Raw genomic sequence first — 15088 nt, 5'->3', positions numbered from 1 at the left:
GGGTGGATGTCGTTTTCCCCATCCACCCGCATGGCTCGATACGCCAGGCGTGAACCAAAGCGAACCTGGCAGGCGTCTGGCAGTCAGTCGTCAAGCCACACACCGGCAGGAGGCCCGGCCATGATCGACTCCCTGATGTTGAGCGCTGCACGCATCACCACCCTGGCGGCCGGGCAGATACTGACCAACGCCAGTGGTTTCTTCTTCCGCCGCGAGCAGCGGCTGTTTCTCGTCACCAGCCGCCACGTCGTGCTCGACGAACCCAGTGGCCATCAACCCGACAGCCTGCAGATCGAACTGCATACCGACGCCAGCAACCTGGCCAGCACCGTCAGTTTCTCCATCCCGTTGTATGACGGCGAGCAGCATCTGTGGCGGCAAGGCATGGACAGCGCCGGCGAGATCGATGTGGCGGTGATCGAACTGGATCAGGCAGCCCTTCCCCATGACGGCGCCTATCACGCCTTCACCCCGCAACACCTGCTGCAGCCTGACGAAGATGTCGAGATCGGCTCGACGCTGCTGGTGGTGGGCTTCCCGCTCGGCTTCCAGGACAGCCTGCACCGCATGCCGGTCGCCCGGCATGCCGGCCTGGCCTCCTCGTTCGGCCTGCGCTTTCAGGGGCTCGGCTACTTCCTCACCGATGGCCGCACCCATCGCGGCATCAGCGGCGCACCGGTGGTCAAGCGCGCCGAGCTGGACAGCGAACTGCCCTGGCGCCTGCTCGGCATCCACTCCACGCGCCTGCTCGGCAACCGCGACGAGGATCAGGACGAAGCCCTGGGCCTCAACTGCACCTGGTATGCCGATATCCTGTTAACGCTGACCGAATCACCCGCCCCGTAGGAGCGGCTTCAGCCGCGAGCGCTTCGCCGCAGCGCGCGGCGGCCTCAGGCCAGCAGCAGCGGCAGGAGCAACGCGGTGCCGATACCCAGCAGGCTCATGCCCAGGGCGGCGAACGCGCCGCACTCCTCGCCCTCCTGCAAGGCATGGGCGGTGCCGATGGCGTGGGCGTTGATGCCATAGCTCAGGCCGCGCGCCGCCGGATGATCGACACCGGCCCAGCGCAACAGCAACGGCCCCAGCGCCGTGCCGATCACCCCGGTGAGCATCACCATGACCGCGGCCAGCGACGCGACCCCGCCGATCTGCTCGGCCACCGGCATGGCGATCGGCATGGTCACCGACTTCGGCGCCAGGCTCATCACCACGCTCCAGTCGGCGCCCAGGGCCCAGCCGATGGCCAGGGTCAGGCTGACCGAGAGCACGCCCCCGGCGAACAGGGTGATCATGATCGGCCAGAACAGCTGGCGGATGCGCTTGATGTTGTGTTGCAGGGGGACCGCCAGCGCCACGGTGGCCGGACCGAGCAGCCAGGCCACCGGCTCCGCACCGGCGCGGTAGGTCGCGTAGTCCACCCCGCACAGCAGCAGGGTGGTGACGATCAGCGTCACCGAGACCAGTACCGGCTGCAACACCAGCCAGCCACTGCGGCGATACAGCCAGGCAGCGATCAGGAAAGCGGCGAGCGTCAGGGCGATGGCAAACAGCGGGTGGTGAGTCAGCAGCGTCATCCCTTGCGCTCCTGGCGGCGAATCAGCGTCTGCAGCAACCAGCCGCAGAATGGCACCGTGACCAGCAGCGACAGCACCAGCGCCGTGGCGATCACCGGCAGCTCGCCGAGCAGCAGGTCAGTGCTGGTCATGATCCCCGAGGCCGGTACCGCGAGCAGCAGCGGCAGGTAGGGCAGCAGGCCGCCGGCGGCCTGTTGCAGGGGCTCGGGCACGGCGCCGCGCCACATCAGCCAGACCGAGAGCAGCAGCAGGCCGATGATGGACGCCGGCAGCATCGGCAACAGCCAGTGGTTGAGGGCCACGCCAAACAGTTGCAGCAGGACCAGCCAGAACAGGCCACGCACCATCATGATCTCGATTCCTCCTTATGGCGCCCACGACGGAACAGCGGGCGCGGCTCAATGACCGAGCGACCATACAACACACTGAGCCCGTCGAGGCCCTTGAGTGCATCGGCCACCGACTTGTCGGCACGCACGGCGAAGGCATCGAAACCACACTGGCGCATGTGCGCCAACTGATCGCGCAGCACGTCGCCCACGGCCCGCAGCTCCCCACGCCAACCCAGGCGCGTGCGCAACAGGTAGGCCTGGCTGTAGCCACGGCCATCGCGGAAGCTGGGAAAGTCGATGGCGATCAGCGTCAGGCTGGCGAGCAACGGCTGCAGCGCTTCCGGCTCGTCATCCACCTGCAGCAACAGGCCATCGGCGCTCATCGCCCTGCCCTCCAGCACCGCCACAGGCTGCCGTGCGCGCCAGGCCGCCAGCGGCAGGATCAGCGGCGCCGACGGGGCGTCGTCGCCGTCGTGCAGCTGCCAGGGATCGTCATCGACGATACGGGCCTGGCCCCCGACCAGGCGGATCAGGTTGTTCATGCCGCCACCTCCCGGCTGTACACGCGCTCCTTGAAGGGCTCCAGGCCAATGCGCTGGAAGGTGTCGAGAAAGCCTTCGTTGACCTCGCGGTAGTCCACGTAGGTGCGCACGATGCGCTCGATCACCTCGGGCACCTGTTCGGCGGCGAAGGACGGGCCGATCACCTTGCCCAGCGCCGCCTGCCGGCCCTGGCTGCCGCCGAGGGTGAGCTGGTACCACTCGCTGCCGTTCTTATCGACGCCGAGGATGCCGATGTTGCCGATATGGTGGTGACCGCAGGCGTTCATGCAGCCGGAGATGTTCAGGCTGATCTCACCCAGATCATGCAGGTAGTCGAGGTCGTCGAAGCGCTGCTGGATGGCCTGTGCAACGGGAATCGACTTGGCATTGGCCAGCGCGCAGAAGTCGCCCCCCGGACAGGCGATGATGTCGGTGAGCAGGCCGGCGTTGGCGGTCCCCAGGCCGGCGGCCATGGCCTGCGTCCACAGCGCGTGGAGGTCGGCCTTGCGCACGTCGGGCAGCACCAGATTCTGCTCATGGGCGACGCGGATCTCGCCGAAACCGTAGCGTTCGCTCCAGTCGGCCAGCGCCTCCATCTGCTCGGCGCTGACATCGCCGGGCGGGGCGCTGATGCCGGGTTTGGTCGACAGCAGCACGCTGACGTAGCCGGGAACCTGATGCGCCATGACATTGCGCGAGACCCAGCGGGCGAAGGCCTCGTCGTGTGCCAGATAGGTGCCGAAGTCGAGATCGATGGCATCCAGCGGCACGTAGGCCGGCTTGCAGAAGGAGGCCGCAACGCGCTGGTACTCGTCGTCGGTGAGCTGCGCCGGGCCATCCTTGATCATCTGCCATTCGCGCTCCACCTCGGCGGCGAACGCCTCGATGCCCAGCGCCTTGACCAGGATCTTGATGCGCGCCTTGTACTTGTTGTCGCGCCGGCCATGGCGGTTGTACACGCGCAGGATGGCCTCGACGTAGGACAGCAGGTCACGCCAGGCCAGGCCCTCGCGCAGCATCCGGGCGATGATCGGCGTACGTCCCAGGCCTCCGCCGACCAGTACGCGCAGGCGCAGCTCCTCTGCCTCGTCGCGGTAGAGCTGCAGGCCGATGTCATGCACCTGCACCGCCGCGCGATCCTCCTCGGCAGCGCACAGGGCGATCTTGAACTTGCGCGGCAGGAACAGGAATTCCGGGTTGACCGTCGACCACTGGCGCAGGATTTCGGCCAGCGGGCGCGGGTCGAGGTACTCGTCGGCGGCGACCCCGGCGAAGGCCTCGGTGGTGATATTGCGCACGCAGTTGCCGGAGGTCTGGATGGCGTGCATGTCGTGCTCGGCCAGCCAGTCGAGGATGTCCGCCACGCGCTCCAGCTCGATCCAGTTGAACTGGATGTTCTGCCGCGTGGTGAAGTGCCCGTAGCCCCGGTCGTATTCGCGGGCGATATGCGCCAGGGCGCGCATCTGCCGTGCCGACAGGGTGCCGTAGGGAATCGCCACGCGCAGCATGTAGGCATGCTTCTGCAGGTACAGGCCATTCTGCAGGCGCAGCGGCAGGAACTCCTCCTCGCTCAGCTCGCCACTCAGGCGCCGCTGAATCTGGTCGCGGAACTGGGCGACGCGCTCGCGCACCAGCGCGCGGTCGTAGTCGTCGTATTGGTACATGCCGGCTGCCTCCTGATCACGGGGTGTCGACTATGCCTGCCGGCCGTGCACCGAAAACAGCGCCAGAAAAGCCTAAAAAAACCGGATCAGACGGACCGGGGAACGACCGGCAACCGGCTCTGATCAGCGCGGCGCGATGTCGCAGGGGGCGCGCCACTGGGCGCCTGACCGCAACGCTGGACGCCTTGATCGACGCGACCTGCAGCCAGCCGAAGGCGTTTCCGGAGCGCCGACCGGGGGCATCTGATCTGCTTTTTTAACGAAAACCTGAGCCTGTTTTGCGAACAGCCCCGCTCGGATCATGGCGCCAGCCTGATAAACGCCTGATGAGGGCAACGCACATGACCGACCTGATTCCCGCGCGGAACCTCGACACCGCCAAACCCATCCGCCTGACCCCGGCCCAGGCCGGCGGCCCGATTCACACCCGCAGTTTCAGCGGGCGCTACCGCAACCTGCGCCTGCTCGGTGCCGGGCTGCTGTTCCTGCTGTTCTTCGGTACCGCCTGGATCAACTGGAACGGCCGCCAGGCCGTGCTCTGGGACCTGGACAACCGCCAGTTCCACATCTTCGGCGCGACCTTCTGGCCGCAGGATTTCATCCTCCTCTCGGCCATCCTGATCATCGCCGCCTTCGGCCTGTTCTTCATCACCGTGCTGGCCGGCCGCGTCTGGTGCGGCTATGCCTGCCCGCAAAGCGTGTGGACCTGGATCTTCATGCGCGTGGAACAGATCACCGAGGGCGATCGCGGCCAGCGCATCAAGCTCGACGCCGCGCCCTGGTCGCTGCAGAAGCTGGCACGCCGTGGCGCCAAGCACGCCCTGTGGCTGGCGGTGAGCCTGGTCACCGCGCTGGCCTTCATCGGCTACTTCACGCCGATCCGCACGCTGACCCTGGAGCTGGCGACGCTGCAGGTCGGCGCCACCACCGCGTTCTGGGTGCTGTTCTTCACCGCCGCCACCTACATCAACGCCGGCTGGCTGCGCGAGAAGGTGTGCCGCGACATGTGCCCCTACTCGCGCTTCCAGAGCGTGATGTTCGACAGCGATACGCTGGTCATCTCCTACGACGCCGCCCGTGGCGAGAACCGCGGCCCGCGCCGCAAGGACGCCGACTACAAGGCCGAAGGCCTGGGCGATTGCATCGACTGCACGATGTGCGTGCAGGTCTGCCCCACCGGCATCGACATCCGCGATGGCCTGCAGCTGGAATGCATCGGCTGCGGCGCCTGCATCGACGCCTGCGACAGTGTGATGGACAAGCTCGGCTATGCCCGTGGCCTGGTGCGCTACAGCTCCGAACACGAACTGGCCGGCGGCAAGACCCACTGGCTGCGCCCGCGCCTGGTCGGCTACGCGGCGATGCTGGCGGTGATGATCGGCGCCTTCGTCTGGGCGCTGAACGAGCGGCCGCTGATCTCCCTGGACGTGACCCGCGACCGGGGGCTGTTCCGCGAGAACGCCCTGGGCCAGATCGAGAACATCTACAGCCTGAAGATCATCAACAAGACCCAGCAACCGCGCAGCTATGCCATCGCCCTGGTCGAACCCGGCGACTTCGAACTGCACGGCCCGCGCACGCTGAACCTGGCACCGGGGGAAATTCGTGACCTGCCGCTGAACGTGGCACTCACCTCCGCCGAAAACGCTGCCAGCACACGCACCCTGGAGTTCGAGGTCCGCGACCAGGCCAACCCGGACAGTCGCGTCAGCACCCAGAGCACCTTCCTCGCGCCGCTGCGTTGAGGCCTGGCACGGCGTGCTGCCTCCTCAACCGGAGCGCCCCTCTCTCCCCACGGGGAGAGGGTGCAGGCACGCCTCACCTTGCTCCATCGCCGGGTGGCGACAGCACGCTCGCACCCGCGCCCCCTCTTCACCGATTCACGAGGCACTGCCATGTCTGCCGCTCACCCCGTAAAGTGTTCGCCCATACCCTTTGCTGCGGTGAACCAGGACAGGATGAAGCGCTACGAAAAATTCGCCGACGAGATCGCCGAACTGATCCGCACCGGCGTGCTCGGCCCCGGCGAGAAGGTGCCCTCGGTGCGCCACGCCAGCCGGACCTACGGGGTCAGCCCGTCGACTGTGTTCCAGGCCTACTACCTGCTGGAGGATCGCGGCCTGATCCAGGCGCGGGCGCGCTCCGGCTACTTCGTTCGCGAACACGCCAAGCGCCCCCTGCACGAACCCGAGCTGACCAGCCACGCGGCCCACACCACCGACGTGGACGTCAGCGAGCTGGTGTTCTCCGTGCTGGCCTCGCTGAAGGACCCGCACACCGTGCCCTTCGGCTCGGCCTTCCCCAGCCCCGACCTGTTCCCCCTGCCGCGCCTGGCCAAGAGCATGGCGCATGCCCTGCGCATGCTCTCGCCGCACGAGATCATCGCCGACATGACCGCCGGCAACGCCGACCTGCGCCGGCAGATCGCCCTGCGCTACATGGTCAGCGGCGTGATGCTGCCGATGGAGGAACTGGTGATCGGCAACGGCGCCATGGAGGCGCTCAACCTCTGCCTGCAGTGCGTGACCCAGCCCGGCGATCTGGTGGCCATCGAATCGCCGACCTTCTACGCCTGCCTGCAGGTGCTGGAACGGCTGCAACTCAAGGCCGTGGAGATTCCCGTGCACCCGCGCGAAGGCATCGACCTGAGCGCCCTCGAACAGAGCCTGGAGCAGTTGCCGATCAAGGCCTGCTGGTTCATGAGCAGCCTGCAGAACCCGCTCGGCGCCAGCATGAGCGAAGCCAAGAAGCAGGCGCTGTACGAACTGCTGGTCAAGCACCAGGTGCCGCTGATCGAGGACGATGTGTACGCCGAGCTGTATTTCGGCAGCCACCCGCCCAAGCCGGTGAAGAGCTTCGACCGCGAGGGCCTGGTGATGCACTGCAGCTCCTTCTCCAAAAGCCTGGCGCCGGGTTACCGCATCGGCTGGGTCGCCGGCGGACGCTATGCCGAACAGATCGCCCGACTCAAGCTGATGACCACCATCTCGCCCTCGGTGCCGGCCCAGGCGGCGCTGGCCGACTACCTGCAGCACGGTGGTTACGACCGCCACCTGCGTAAGCTGCGCCATGCCCTGGAGATGCAGCAGAGCGCGATGCTCGCCTCGGCCGCCCGGCACTTTCCCGCCAGCACACGAGTCACCCGCCCGGCCGGTGGCTACTTCCTCTGGTTCGAGTTTCCCGAACGGCTGGATTCGCTGCAGCTGCTGCGCCTGGCCCTGGCCCAGGGCATCAGCCTGGCGCCGGGACCGATCTTCTCCGCCAGCCAGGGCTTCCGCCACTGTGCGCGGCTGAATTACGGCCATGCCTGGAACGCACGCAGCGAGCAGGCCATGGAAGTGCTCGGACGGCTGGTGGCGGGGCTGCTCTGACGCCGCGCACGTGCCCTCGTAGGGTGGATGACGCTTTTTCATCCACCACACAGGCCACCACGGTGGATCGGTGAAGCGTGATCCACCCTACGCCTCGCCATCCACCCATCCATACCCCGTAGGGTGGATGACGCTCTTTTCATCCACCACCCGGGCCACCACGGTGGATCGGTGAAGCGCGATCCACCCTACGCCTCACCATCCACCCATCCATACCCCGTAGGGTGGATGACGCTCTTTTCATCCACCACACAGGCAGCCACGGTGGATCGATGAAACGCGATCCACCCTACGCCTCGCCATCCAGCCCCATCCGTACCCGTAGGGTGGATGACGCTCTTTTCATCCACCACCCAGGCAACCACGGTGGATCGGTGAAGCGTGATCCACCCTACGCCTCGCCATCCACCCATCCATCCATCCATGCCCGTAGGGTGGATGACGCCTTTTTCATCCACCACCCATGCAACCAGGGGGCGGCCCTACTTCCACCAGTACTCCACCTGCACCCCGAAGTTGGAGCCGTTGCGGGCGCTGCCGAAGGCGCCGTTCTCGGACAGTGCCGAGCCGTCGGCCAGCAGGTTGGCGGCCCGTTGCGCCGCCTTGTTCCAGCTGGCGTAGGTGTAGTACAGGCGAATTTCCGGGCGCTGCCAGAAGCCCGGGCCGGCCGGCGACCAGGTCGGCGCGATGGTGAACTTGGTCAGTTTGCGCGTACCACCGGGAGCCTCGACCTGATCGCGGCCGAGCTCGCCCACCAGCTTGAACTGCTCGGTGAAGGCATAGCTGGTACGGCCACCGACGGACAGCCAGTTCTGGTCCGCGCCATCCGGGCGCTTGTCCTTCTGATACACCAGCTGCACCTGGCCACCGAGACGCGGGGTCAGCTGGAAGTCGAAGAACTCCACCAGCCGCCAGCTGCTACTGCTGTTGTCCAGGGTCGGGTCGCCGGTGTATCCCAGGCCGGTGCCCGGCCCACGCCCGTACTGCAGGGCGAAGGTATTGACGCCGCCGAGGACGTCCTGCTGCTTGTGCTGCGCGGTCACCGCCCAGCCACTGTGGCCGTCGGTGCTGTCCGGCTTGTCGATGTAGCTGACGCCGACTTCCAGCTCGCCACCCGGATTGACCTTGAAACCACCGACGTTGAAGTCGTGGCGGTTGATGTAGGGCTCCTGATCGTAGTTGTCCTTGCGCGAGAACACGTAGCTGTACTTGAGATCACCGATGACCATCTCGTCGATACCGAAGCCGGTGGCACTCTGGTTCCAGTAGTAGAAGTCGGAGATGTGGATGTCGTTACGCTTGTAGAAACGTCGCCCGGCCCACAGCGAACCGCCATTGAGGGCCGGCATGTTGCTCCATTCCGCGTACATCTGGTTCATCCGCGCGAAGCCGTAGTCACCGGTGAACTTGGGCGTGTGCCCGTACTGGTTGTAGAGCTGCGCCATGCCCTCGACGCTGATCACCGAACCATCATCGAGTCGCAGCAGGTCCTGGCGCAGGTCCAGCTCGGCGTACTGCTCGCACTCGTTGCCCAGGCGGTACTTCGATTGCGCCCCCGGCAGCTGGAAGCATTGCTGGGTGCCGCCGGTATCCGCGCCACCGATGCCGCTGCGCACGTAACCGCTGAATTCGACGGCCTGTACCTGCGGCGTGGTCATGGCCAGCGCCAGCACGCAGGGGACGCCGAGTGAACAGGTGAGGCGTTGCTGTGTGGTCTTCATCGTTGCTCCTGATTGTTGTTATTGAGCGATGCTGCGGATTACCGCCGCAGCGGCGGTTTCGTTGCCCTGCTGCAGCGTGGCCCGGATGCACTCCCGGGCGGCTGGGCAGCCCCGGATTGCATCCGGGCTGGACGATCAACCTCTCTTCAAGTGCGCGACCTTGCCGTCACCGGCCTGGCGCTTCTTTGCCAGCAGGCGCTCGCCGCTCTGCGCGTCGAACAGCAGCACCCGGCTCGGCTCGAAGCGCAGCGCCAGGCTGGCGCCGACCTGCGGCACCTGGTCCGGCGCGAGGCGGCAGCAGACCTTGGTCTGGTTGAGGTTGACGAACACCAGGGTGTCCGGCCCGGTGGGCTCGGTCACCTCCACCTCGGCGCAGATGCTCGGTGCCTCGGCGGCGCCGTCAGCGGCCAGCTGGATCTGCTCGGGGCGAATGCCGAGGATCAGGTCGCGGTTCTCCAGGCCCGGTGCCAGATCCCCCAGCGGCAGTTCGCAACGCGCCTGGCCGGCGACCCCGAGCGCCGAGTCGAGTGCGGCCCAGCACTGGCCATCACGGCGTTGCAGGCGCACGGGGATGAAGTTCATCGGCGGCGAGCCGATGAAGCTGGCGACGAACAGGTTGGCCGGGTCGTTGTAGATCTGCTGCGGCGTGCCGAACTGCTGGATGATGCCGTCCTTCATCACCGCCACCTTGTCACCCAGGGTCATGGCCTCGATCTGGTCATGGGTGACGTACACCGTGGTGGTCTTCAGACGCTGGTGCATCAGCTTGATTTCGGTGCGCATCTCGACGCGCAGCTTGGCGTCGAGGTTCGACAGCGGCTCGTCGAACAGGTAGATCTTCGGCCTTCGCGCCAGCGCCCGGCCCATGGCCACGCGCTGCTGCTGCCCGCCGGAAAGCTGGCCGGGCTTGCGCTGCAGCAGATGTTCGATCTGCAGCAGCCGGGCCACCCGGGCCACCTCCTCGTCGATGGCGGCCGGCGCCAGCTTGCGCATCTTCAGACCGAAGGCGATGTTGTCGCGCACGCTCATGGTCGGGTACAGCGCGTAGGACTGGAACACCATGGCGATGTCGCGATCCTTCGGGCTCATGCCGCTGATATCGGCGCCATCGACCTCGATAGCGCCGCCGCTGATGTCCTCCAGCCCGGCGATGCAGTTCATCAGGGTGGATTTGCCGCAGCCGGACGGGCCGACCAGGATCAGGAACTCACCGGAGTCGATCGACAGCTCGATGTTCCTCAGGGTGTCCGGCAGACCGCTGCCGTATGACTTGTTGACGTTGCGCAGTTCGAGGGTAGCCATTTCATTTCTCCAATCGCCGAGGCGTCAGCCCTTCACCGCGCCGGCCGTCAGGCCGCGCAGGAAATACTTTCCGGCCACGATGTAAACCAGCAGCGTCGGCAGCCCGGCGATCATTGCCGCGGCCATGTCGACGTTGTATTCCTTGGCGCCCGTACTGGTGTTGACCAGGTTGTTGAGGGCCACGGTGATCGGCTGCGCGTCACCGCTGGCGAACACCACGCCGAAGAGGAAGTCGTTCCAGATCTGGGTGAACTGCCAGATCATGCAGACCATGATGATCGGCACCGACATGGGCAGCAGGATGCGCCCGAAGATGGTGAAGAAGCCGGCGCCATCGAGCCGCGCCGCACGCACCAGGGCGTCGGGCACGGTGACGTAGTAGTTGCGGAAGAACAGCGTGGTGAAGGCGATGCCGTAGACCACGTGGACCAGCACCAGGCCCGCGGTGGTGTTGGCCAGGCCCAGCTTGCCGAGGGTGAACGAGGCCGGCAGCAGCACGGTCTGGAACGGCAGGAAGCAACCGAACAGCAGCAGGCCGAAGAACAGCTGCGAGCCACGGAAGCGCCACATCGACAGCACGTAGCCGTTCAGCGCACCGATCGCGGTGGAGATCAGCACGCCTGGCACGGCGATCTTCACCGAATTCCAGAAGTAACCGTCGACCACGCCCCAGGCCTTGACCCAGCCGATGAACGTCAGGGTCTCGGGCCAGGACAGCAGGTTGCCGCTGCGGATGTCCTCGGGCGTCTTGAGGCTGGTCAGCAGCATCACCACCAGCGGCACCAGGTACAGCGCGGCGGCGAACAGCAGGGTGGCGTGGATGGCCAGACGGCTGGGGCTGAGCGCCCGCGTCCGGCGCTTCGTCCCCAGGCGGTCATTAGTGGTGGGTCGCGGCGCGACGCTCGCATCAGTCATGGCGTTTGCCCCGCAGTTCGGAATAGAGATAGGGCACCAGCAGCGAGAGGATCGCGGCCAGCATCAGCATCGCGCTGGCCGAACCGATGCCCATCTGGCCGCGGCTGAAGGTGAAGGAGTACATGAACATCGCCGGCAGATCGGAGGAGTAGCCCGGCCCGCCCGCGGTCATCGCCGCCACCAGGTCGAAACTCTTGATGGCGATGTGCGCGAGGATCATCACCGCGCTGAAGAACACCGGGCGCAGGCTCGGCAGGACGATGCGCAGGTAGATGGTCGGCAATCCCGCGCCGTCCACCTGGGCAGCGCGGATGATCGACTGGTCGACGCTGCGCAGGCCGGCCAGGAACAGCGCCATGACGAAGCCCGAGGCCTGCCATACGGCGGCGATCACCAGGCAGTAGATGACCCGGTCCTGATCCACCAGCCAGTCCAGGCGAAAGCCTTCCCAGCCCCAGTCACGCAGCATCTTGTCCAGGCCCAGACCGGGGTTGAGCAGCCACTTCCAGGCGGTGCCGGTGACGATCATCGACAGCGCCATGGGATACAGGTAGATGGTGCGGATGAAGCCTTCGCGGCGGATGCGCTGGTCCAGCAGCACCGCGAGGAACACGCCGATCAGCAGGCTGATGCCGATGAACAGGCCACCGAACACCAGCAGGTTCTGGCTCGCCACCCACCAGCGGTCGTTGTCCATCAGGCGCATGTACTGCTGCAGCCCGACCCACTTGTAGCTGGGCATGAAGCTGGAGTTGCTGAACGACAACACCAGGGTCCAGAGGATGTAGCCGTAGAAACCGACCAGCACCACCAGCATGCTGGGCGCCAGCACCAGCTTGGGCAGCCAGCGTTGCAGCATGTCGAGGGGCGAGGCCTTGGTCATTACCGGGGTGAGACTCATCGGGCAGTACCAGTCAGCGCAGTGAAATTCGGGCCGAACGCTGCCCCGACCAGGCCAGGGCCCGGTCGTGCGAGGCAGGGTTCAGGAGAGGGGCCGGGCGTGCCGGCCCGCTGGTGCTACTGGGCGGCCTTGATCGCCGCGTAGATCTGCGCGCCGGCCTTGCTCGGGTCGGCGTCCTTCTCGCTCATGAAGTTGGTCACCACATCGAAGATGGCGCCCTGCACGGCGAGGTTGGTGGCCATGCTGTGGGCCATGCTCGGCTCCAGCTTGCCCTGCTTGTCCGCGTCGAGGAAATCCTTCATCGAGGCCTGGGCACAGCTGTCGAACTGGCTCATGTCCAGGTCGGCGCGCACCGGGATCGAGCCCTTGTTCTGGTTGAACACGTACTGGAACTCGGGCTCCAGGGCGATGCGCGCCAGGGCGTGCTGGGCAGCGATGTCGCCTGCGTCCTTGAGCCGGAACATGGCCATGGAGTCGATGTTGTAGGTGTAGCTGCCGGCCGTGCCGGGCATCGGCACGCACTGGTAGTCCTTGCCCGCCACCTTGCCGGCGGCGGTCCACTCGCTCTTGGCCCAGTCGCCCATGATCTGCATGCCGGCCTTGCCGTCGATCACCTCGGCGGTGGCCAGGTTCCAGTCACGTCCGGCGCGGTTCTCGTCCATGTAGGTGGAGAGCTTCTTCAGCGCGGTGAACACCTCGGTCATCTGCGGGCTGGTCAGGGTCGCCTCGTCGTTCTCGACGAACGCCTTGTGGAAACCGTCGGCGCCCATGATGCTCAGCACCAGGCCTTCGAACACGGTGCTGTCCTGCCAGGGCTGGCCACCGTGGGCCAGGGCGACGAAACCGGCGGCCTTGAGCTTGTCACCGGCGGCGTAGAGTTCGTCGAGGGTGGTCGGCGCCTTGTCGATGCCGGCCTTGGCGAATACCTGCGGGTTGATCCACAGCCAGTTGACCCGGTGGATGTTCACCGGCACCGCGACGTAGTGGCCGTCGTACTGCATGGTGTTGGCAACGGTCTTCGACAGCAGGCCATCCCAGTCGTTGGCCTTGGCCACCTCGTCCAGCGGCGCGAGCAGGTCCAGCGCCCCCCACTCCTGCAGGTCGGGCCCCTTGATCTGCGCCGCACCCGGCGGGTTGCCGGAGACCACGCGGGTCTTCAGCACGGTCATCGCGGCGGAGCCGGCGCCCCCGGCCACTGCGCCGTCCTTCCAGGTGAAACCATCCTTCTCGACCAGGTCACGCAGGACCTTCACCGCGGCGGCCTCGCCACCGGACGTCCACCAGTGCACCACTTCCACCGTACCTTTGGAGTCGGCGGCCAGGGCGGCGAAAGGGAACAGGGACGCGAGAGAGACGGCAGTGGCGATGCGAGTAATAGCGTTCATCGGAATACCTTTCTTGTTGTTATCGGGCAAGTCGTGGTGCTTGCGTTGTCAGGGAGTGTACTCAGGGTCGCCGGCGGCTCGGGTAACGAAAGGATGCATGAATGTCACTGCCTCGTTACATCGGCGGCGAGCGCCGTGGCCAGGCTCGGAGCCAGCGCCAGACGCGGCAGCAGCAGCGCCTGGTAGGCGTGGTAGAGGTCGGGTTTGCCCGGCCAGATGCTGGCAGCCGGCCGGTTGTCGCTGTCGAGTTCGTGGTGCCAGCTGCCACCGCGCAGGTCGATGAAGTGCGCGCCGATGAAGGCCCAGAACTGCCGGTACCACTGTTCGTAGAGCGCCTCGCCGGTGCGCTGCAACAGTGCCGCCGCTGCCGCGACGGCCTCGGCGTGCACCCAGTGCAGGCGTGCGCGAACCACCGGCTGCTGCCTCCAGTCGAGGCTGTAGACCAGCCCCGGCGCGCCGTCGGCCTGCCAGGCCTGCGCGCAGGCGCGGGCGAACAGACCCCGGGCGTCGGCCAGCAGCCAGTCCGGGGCGGCGCACCCGGCCTGTGTCAGCGCGGCCTGCAGATGCAGCAGCAGGCGCGCCCACTCGAAGGCGTGGCCAGGCGTACTGCCGTAGGGGCGAAACGGGTCGGCGCGGCGCTCGGCGTTGTACTCCGGCAGCGCCTGCCACTGCGCATCGAAATGCTCGAGCACCACATGCCCGCGCGCGGCGGCGTGCCGATGGATCAGGCGTTCGGCGATGCGCAGCGCACGCTGCAACCAGCGCGTATCGCCGCTGACATCGGCCAGGGCGAGAAAGGCCTCGGTGGCGTGCATGTTGCTGTTCGCCCCGCGGTAGGCCTCCTCGTCACGCCAGTCAGCACTGAAGCTTTCGCGCAGTGCGCCCTCCTCTTCGCTCCAGAAGTGCCGTTCGATGATCCCGATGGCGTCATTGAGCAGCGCCTGCGCGGCGGGACGCCCCGCGACCCTGGCGGAGCTGGCCGCCAACGCGACGAAGGCATGCAGGTACGCGGACTTGCCGCCGCTGCGCGTCGCATCGCTGAACCAGCCGCCATGCGTCTCGTCCCACAGCGCACCGCGCAACGCGGCGAGGCCATGGTCGACCAGCGCAGCGTAACCAGGCAGGCCCTGGATGTGAGCCAGGGCGAAACAGTGGGTCATGCGCGTGGTGTGGATCAGTTCGGCCACCGCCCCCTCGGCGACGCGCCCCTCGGCATCGAGCGCGGCGAAGCCCTGCTCGACCTGCGCCCGCCGCGCGAACGGCAACAGGCGCAGGCCTTCGTCGGCCAGCCAGGTGAGGTGGGCGGGCTGGCGCAGCCAGCTGTCTGGATTCAATGCGGCTCCGCTCATTGTTCTGGTTCCCTGCAGTTGGGGCCGAGCGC

13 protein-coding genes are annotated in these 15088 nt (G+C 66.6%); 3 read left to right on the top strand and 10 right to left on the bottom strand.

Translation table 11 applies throughout. The features are described from left to right. Nucleotides 1-120 precede the first annotated feature (120 nt). The gene (locus EPK82_RS17165) at nt 121-846 is read left to right on the top strand and encodes a S1 family peptidase (protein WP_037053673.1); all 726 of its coding nucleotides are present in this window, start codon (nt 121-123) and stop codon (nt 844-846) included. A gap of 44 nt (nt 847-890) precedes the next feature. Here the strand turns inward: EPK82_RS17165 and EPK82_RS17160 are convergent, their stop codons facing one another. From EPK82_RS17160 to EPK82_RS17145, 4 genes are read right to left on the bottom strand one after another with little or no spacing between them, the layout of a single operon-like run. Next, nucleotides 891-1574, bottom strand: coding sequence for an LrgB family protein (locus tag EPK82_RS17160; protein WP_037053672.1), 684 nt, complete (start codon nt 1572-1574; stop codon nt 891-893). Continuing rightward, a complete protein-coding gene (locus EPK82_RS17155; protein ID WP_037053670.1) occupies nt 1571-1924 on the bottom strand; it encodes a CidA/LrgA family protein in 354 nt (117 codons plus the stop codon). The genes EPK82_RS17160 and EPK82_RS17155 overlap by 4 nt, the downstream gene beginning before the upstream one ends. Continuing rightward, on the bottom strand, nt 1921-2448 hold the full coding sequence (locus tag EPK82_RS17150) for a DUF934 domain-containing protein (RefSeq protein ID WP_134677451.1): 528 nt from the start codon (nt 2446-2448) through the stop codon (nt 1921-1923). Before EPK82_RS17150 ends, EPK82_RS17155 begins: the two co-directional genes overlap by 4 nt. Continuing rightward, entirely contained in the window at nt 2445-4112 is a 1668-nt protein-coding gene (locus tag EPK82_RS17145) for a nitrite/sulfite reductase (protein ID WP_134677450.1), read from the bottom strand. Before EPK82_RS17145 ends, EPK82_RS17150 begins: the two co-directional genes overlap by 4 nt. 341 nt (nt 4113-4453) lie before the next feature. Here EPK82_RS17145 and ccoG point away from each other — a divergent pair, with 341 nt between their 5' ends. Further along, entirely contained in the window at nt 4454-5857 is a 1404-nt protein-coding gene (gene ccoG, locus EPK82_RS17140) for a cytochrome c oxidase accessory protein CcoG (RefSeq protein ID WP_134677449.1), read from the top strand. Nucleotides 5858-6070: 213 nt separating this feature from the next. Next, the gene (mapR, locus tag EPK82_RS17135; protein ID WP_037053662.1) at nt 6071-7483 is read left to right on the top strand and encodes a GntR family transcriptional regulator MpaR; all 1413 of its coding nucleotides are present in this window, start codon (nt 6071-6073) and stop codon (nt 7481-7483) included. 482 nt (nt 7484-7965) lie between these two features. On the opposite strand, the gene EPK82_RS17130 is transcribed toward mapR, so the two are convergent. The 6 genes from EPK82_RS17130 to EPK82_RS17105 all read right to left on the bottom strand — a co-directional run bounded on the left by EPK82_RS17130 (nt 7966) and on the right by EPK82_RS17105 (nt 15056). Further along, entirely contained in the window at nt 7966-9204 is a 1239-nt protein-coding gene (locus EPK82_RS17130; RefSeq protein WP_047586076.1) for a maltoporin, read from the bottom strand. A gap of 135 nt (nt 9205-9339) precedes the next feature. Continuing rightward, nucleotides 9340-10506: an ABC transporter ATP-binding protein gene (locus EPK82_RS17125; RefSeq protein ID WP_134677448.1), complete on the bottom strand. Its 1167-nt coding sequence runs from the start codon at nt 10504-10506 to the stop codon at nt 9340-9342. Nucleotides 10507-10530: 24 nt separating this feature from the next. Continuing rightward, a complete protein-coding gene (locus EPK82_RS17120) occupies nt 10531-11421 on the bottom strand; it encodes a carbohydrate ABC transporter permease (RefSeq protein ID WP_244230002.1) in 891 nt (296 codons plus the stop codon). Continuing rightward, on the bottom strand, nt 11414-12322 hold the full coding sequence (locus tag EPK82_RS17115) for a carbohydrate ABC transporter permease (RefSeq protein WP_037053654.1): 909 nt from the start codon (nt 12320-12322) through the stop codon (nt 11414-11416). Before EPK82_RS17115 ends, EPK82_RS17120 begins: the two co-directional genes overlap by 8 nt. 116 nt (nt 12323-12438) lie before the next feature. Next, complete coding sequence (locus tag EPK82_RS17110; protein WP_134677447.1) at nt 12439-13707, bottom strand: ABC transporter substrate-binding protein; 1269 nt, start codon at nt 13705-13707, stop codon at nt 12439-12441. A 104-nt stretch (nt 13708-13811) separates the two neighbouring features. Beyond that, nucleotides 13812-15056 (bottom strand): D-mannose isomerase, encoded by a 1245-nt coding sequence (locus EPK82_RS17105; protein ID WP_134677446.1) that lies wholly within the window; start codon nt 15054-15056, stop codon nt 13812-13814. Nucleotides 15057-15088: the final 32 nt, after the last annotated feature.

This window comes from Ectopseudomonas khazarica (genome assembly GCF_004521985.1).
In the GTDB taxonomy this organism is placed as follows: Bacteria; Pseudomonadota; Gammaproteobacteria; order Pseudomonadales; family Pseudomonadaceae; genus Aquipseudomonas; species Aquipseudomonas khazarica.
This window is presented reverse-complemented; position numbering and strand designations above follow the sequence as displayed.

Excerpts from the sequence above, each read along its gene's own strand:
- mapR (WP_037053662.1), top strand. The coding sequence starts at position 6,071 with ATGAAGCGCTACGAAAAATTCGCCGACGAGATCGCCGAACTGATCCGC.
- EPK82_RS17125 (WP_134677448.1), bottom strand. The coding sequence starts at position 10,506 with ATGGCTACCCTCGAACTGCGCAACGTCAACAAGTCATACGGCAGCGGT.
- EPK82_RS17120 (WP_244230002.1), bottom strand. The coding sequence starts at position 11,421 with ATGACTGATGCGAGCGTCGCGCCGCGACCCACCACTAATGACCGCCTG.
- EPK82_RS17165 (WP_037053673.1), top strand. The coding sequence starts at position 121 with ATGATCGACTCCCTGATGTTGAGCGCTGCACGCATCACCACCCTGGCG.
- EPK82_RS17115 (WP_037053654.1), bottom strand. The coding sequence starts at position 12,322 with ATGAGTCTCACCCCGGTAATGACCAAGGCCTCGCCCCTCGACATGCTG.
- EPK82_RS17130 (WP_047586076.1), bottom strand. The coding sequence starts at position 9,204 with ATGAAGACCACACAGCAACGCCTCACCTGTTCACTCGGCGTCCCCTGC.
- EPK82_RS17150 (WP_134677451.1), bottom strand. The coding sequence starts at position 2,448 with ATGAACAACCTGATCCGCCTGGTCGGGGGCCAGGCCCGTATCGTCGAT.
- EPK82_RS17110 (WP_134677447.1), bottom strand. The coding sequence starts at position 13,707 with ATGAACGCTATTACTCGCATCGCCACTGCCGTCTCTCTCGCGTCCCTG.
- EPK82_RS17155 (WP_037053670.1), bottom strand. The coding sequence starts at position 1,924 with ATGATGGTGCGTGGCCTGTTCTGGCTGGTCCTGCTGCAACTGTTTGGC.
- ccoG (WP_134677449.1), top strand. The coding sequence starts at position 4,454 with ATGACCGACCTGATTCCCGCGCGGAACCTCGACACCGCCAAACCCATC.
- EPK82_RS17105 (WP_134677446.1), bottom strand. The coding sequence starts at position 15,056 with ATGAGCGGAGCCGCATTGAATCCAGACAGCTGGCTGCGCCAGCCCGCC.
- EPK82_RS17145 (WP_134677450.1), bottom strand. The coding sequence starts at position 4,112 with ATGTACCAATACGACGACTACGACCGCGCGCTGGTGCGCGAGCGCGTC.
- EPK82_RS17160 (WP_037053672.1), bottom strand. The coding sequence starts at position 1,574 with ATGACGCTGCTGACTCACCACCCGCTGTTTGCCATCGCCCTGACGCTC.